Here is a 3,517-nt window from a genome sequence, read left to right as displayed (position 1 = left end):
TGGCGCGGCCGGTCGGCGGCGAACGGCGCGGCGGCATTGCTGGCAAGTGTGGCGGCGATTGCCTTATCGGCGCAACTGGCCAACGCCCAGCAGGCGGCGCAGCCGACAGATCAAACGAAGAAGGCTGAAGAGGAAAAGGCAGCACCAGCGGGAGCAACGCTGCTCGACAAGATCCTCGTCATCAGCCGCACCGGCGAGACGGCGATCGAATCGCTGGCATCGGCCAGCCATATCGGCCAGGAACAGCTCGACCGCCGCATGGCGACGACGCCCAATGAGATGCTGCTCGGCGTGCCCGGTGTCGCGGCGCAGGCCGACGCCAGGCGCGTCAGCACCAGCATCAACATCCGCGGCCTGCAGGATTTCGGTCGCGTCGCAGTCATCGTCGACGGCGCACGACAGAATTTCCAGCGCTCCGACCACGGCACGCAGTCGACCTTCTACATCGACCCCGAACTCGTCAAATCCGTGGATGTTATCCGTGGTCCTGTAGCCAACACCTACGGCTCGGGCGCCATCGGCGGCGTCGTCTTCTTCGACACCAAGGATGCCGAGGATTTCCTCAAGCCTGACGAGACATGGGCCGGTTCCGTCACGGGACGCTATGAGAGCAACGGCAAGGGCTGGACCACAAGTGCATCCGGCGCCTACCGCATTAACGAGGATTGGGACGTGCTGGGCAACATCGTCTACCGCGACTATGACAACTATAAGGATGGCGGCGGCGACACCGTCAAGGGCACCGGCTTCGACGTGCTGAGCGGACTGCTCAAGACCAGCATACGCCCGACCGACAACAGCGAACTGAAGCTCGGCTGGGTCGGCTCAAGCGATGGCTGGAACGAGATCAGCGGCGGTGCGCCGGTCAATGACGCCGACCTGAAGTCGAACACCTTCACGGCGCGCTACAACATCACGGATGAGGACAAGAGCTGGCTCGATCTCCACATCAACACCTCCTACAACAAGACCAACCTCGATCTGACCAGCCTTGTCCCGCAAAACCGCTTTGATCCGGTCACCGGCCTTCCCGTTGTCTTGCCGGCGGGATCGCAGTCGACATTCGACGTCGGCACCACCGGCATCGACATCTGGAACACGTCCCGGTTCGAGACGAGTGGGATCGCGCACGAGCTGACCTATGGCGGCGACTGGGCCGGCGATAATGTCAAGACAGGCGGCGCGGCTGGTGGCGACAGTTTCTACACGCCTTCGGGCAAGCGCAACGTTTCGGGCGCCTATGTCCAGGACAAGCTCACCTGGGAGTGGCTCGAAGTCATCGCCGGGCTGCGTTACGACAACTACAGCCTCAAGGATGACACCCACGACATTTCCGGCGACAGGGTATCGCCGCGCATCACCGTCGGCGTCTCCCCGTTCGAATCCGCAGGCCTTGCCGGCCTTCAGTTTTATGGCACCTATGCCGAGGGCTATCGCTCGCCATCGATCACCGAGACGCTGATCAGCGGCAATCATCCGGCAGGCGTCAGCTTTCCGTTCCTGCCCAATCCCAATCTGCGGCCGGAAACCGGCAAGACGACCGAGTTCGGCGTCAACTACAAGCAGAACGACATCCTCGAAGCCGGCGATGCGCTGCGCATCAAGGCAGCGTATTTCAACAATGATGTCGAAGATTACATCGATGGCGTTACCCTGTCGCGGTTTGACCCGACAGCCGGTTGCCCGAGCGGACCCGGTATCCCGATATGCTTCCAGTACCAGAATTTTGCCAAGGCCAAGATCGACGGCTTCGAACTGGAGGGCGTCTATGATGCCGGATGGGGCTATGCCGGGCTCTCGGCTTCAATCACCAATGGTCACACCATTTCCTACAAGGGTGTGGAAGCGGATCTCGCCACGATCCCATCATCCCAGGTCACCGCGCAGCTCGGCTTGCGCTTCCTCGAGGACAAGCTAACCGTCGGCGGCGAAGTGCAATACAATGGCAAGCCCAAGGGCAATCCGATCGCCGAGGACTACACGCTGGTCAATGCCTTTGCCAGCTACCAGGCGACGGACAATTTGAAGATTGATTTCCGCGCCGACAATCTGTTCGATGTCAAATACGCCAACCCGCTCAACCTGACCACGGCCGGCCAGCCGCCGCAGCCGGTTTTCGCGGCCTACGAGCCCGGCATAACGCTGAAGCTGGCGGCAACGATGCGGTTTGGAGGCTGATTGCCATGACGAGCTTGACGACACCCCTTCGTCTGCTGACCTCGATGCTGGCGATGTCGCTTGCGATGGTTTCGGCGTGGGCGCAAGAGTCCGCGCCGGTCCCCGCGCTCACCCTGGAACTCAATGGTGCGCAACCTTCCGACAAGGGTTGCCGCCTGACGTTCGTGGTCAACAACAATCTCGGCGCCGACCTGTCCAAGGCTGCCTTCGAGATCGCCTTGTTCAACGAGGCAGGCGTCGTCGACCGGCTGACCGTGCTCGATTTCAAGGAATTGCCGGCCGGCAAGACCAAGGTGACGCGTTTCGATCTGGCCGGCACCGAGTGCTCGAAAGTCAGCCGCGTGCTGATCAACAGCGCGACCGAATGCACCGGTACCGGCGTCGAACCGAACGCCTGCATGCGAAAGCTGAAGACAGACACCAAGACCGGTATCGCCTTCGGCGTCTGAGGTGGGACTGCATCCCGCATTCCTGCAAAACAAAGCGGCGTGGCCAGCTGCCGGCCACTGCCGACTGCCGCTGCGAGCGAACGATCTTGATTTGACAATTCTGCTCTTATCGCTGCAGGTCTCGCGGCGAGACATGCAGGATATCAGCCCCCTCCCCGAAGCCGGCGCCGAGCTGGCGATAGAGCCAACCGAGCCGCTCGCGCTGCCGCGGCCGTCGACCTGGAACCGCAAATGGACGGCGGCGATCGTCGTCTCCTGCGCGCTCCACGCCGCCGTGGCGGCGGCTTTTCTGATCTCGCCTTCGGGGATTTCGAGTTCCCAGAATGCCGAGCAGCCGGAAGGCAGTGATCAGTCGGGCACCAACGTGGTCGGCAGCGCGCTGGACAAGGACCCGACGGCAATAAACGTTGCACTGGTGCCCAGCCCGCAACCGGCCAAACCACAGCCGGCAACACCGCCCAAGCCGTCGCAGCCAACGGAGGCCTCCCAACCTGCCGCGGAAGCGGCAAAGCCGCCGCTCAAGTCTTTGCCGGAAGCTGTCAAACCGCAGGCGGTCACCCCGGACATACTGGTGGCCGGCGCCCCTCGCCCCGATGATCAGAGCGTGGCTCCCAAGACCGAAGCGCCGGCACAGCCGACCGTTCAGCCCAGGAGCACCGAGACGCCTGTCGCCGTTCCAGAACAGCCGCCGATCCCCAGCGCGAGGCCCAGTCCGGCAGCTGCCCAGTCAAAGACGGCGGATGAGAAGCGCGGCACGGCGGATGGCCAGGACCTGTCGGCGCAAGCGGCCAGCAAGGGCAAAAGGCAAAACGAGGCAGGCACTGCCGCGGAAGATAACTACCGCGGCGATGTCTTTAGAAAGCTCGGCAGCGTCAATCGCACTCTGCCGC

At 62.8% G+C, this 3,517-nt stretch carries 3 protein-coding genes; all 3 read left to right on the top strand.

Annotated features, from left to right (window positions below):
- Positions 1 to 2,178 (top strand): TonB-dependent hemoglobin/transferrin/lactoferrin family receptor (locus tag EN914_RS28600; RefSeq protein WP_245497859.1); only part of this gene is annotated, 2,178 nt, incomplete at its 5' end.
- A 5-nt stretch (positions 2,179 to 2,183) separates the two neighbouring features.
- A complete protein-coding gene (locus EN914_RS28595; protein WP_013531238.1) occupies positions 2,184 to 2,627 on the top strand; it encodes a hypothetical protein in 444 nt (147 codons plus the stop codon).
- Positions 2,628 to 2,718: 91 nt separating this feature from the next.
- A partial coding sequence (locus tag EN914_RS28590) for an energy transducer TonB (protein WP_206527259.1) occupies positions 2,719 to 3,517 on the top strand: 799 nt, incomplete at its 3' end.

It is taken from the genome of Mesorhizobium sp. M7A.F.Ca.CA.001.08.2.1, assembly GCF_003998455.1.
Lineage (GTDB): Bacteria > Pseudomonadota > Alphaproteobacteria > Rhizobiales > Rhizobiaceae > Mesorhizobium > Mesorhizobium ciceri.
This window is presented reverse-complemented; position numbering and strand designations above follow the sequence as displayed.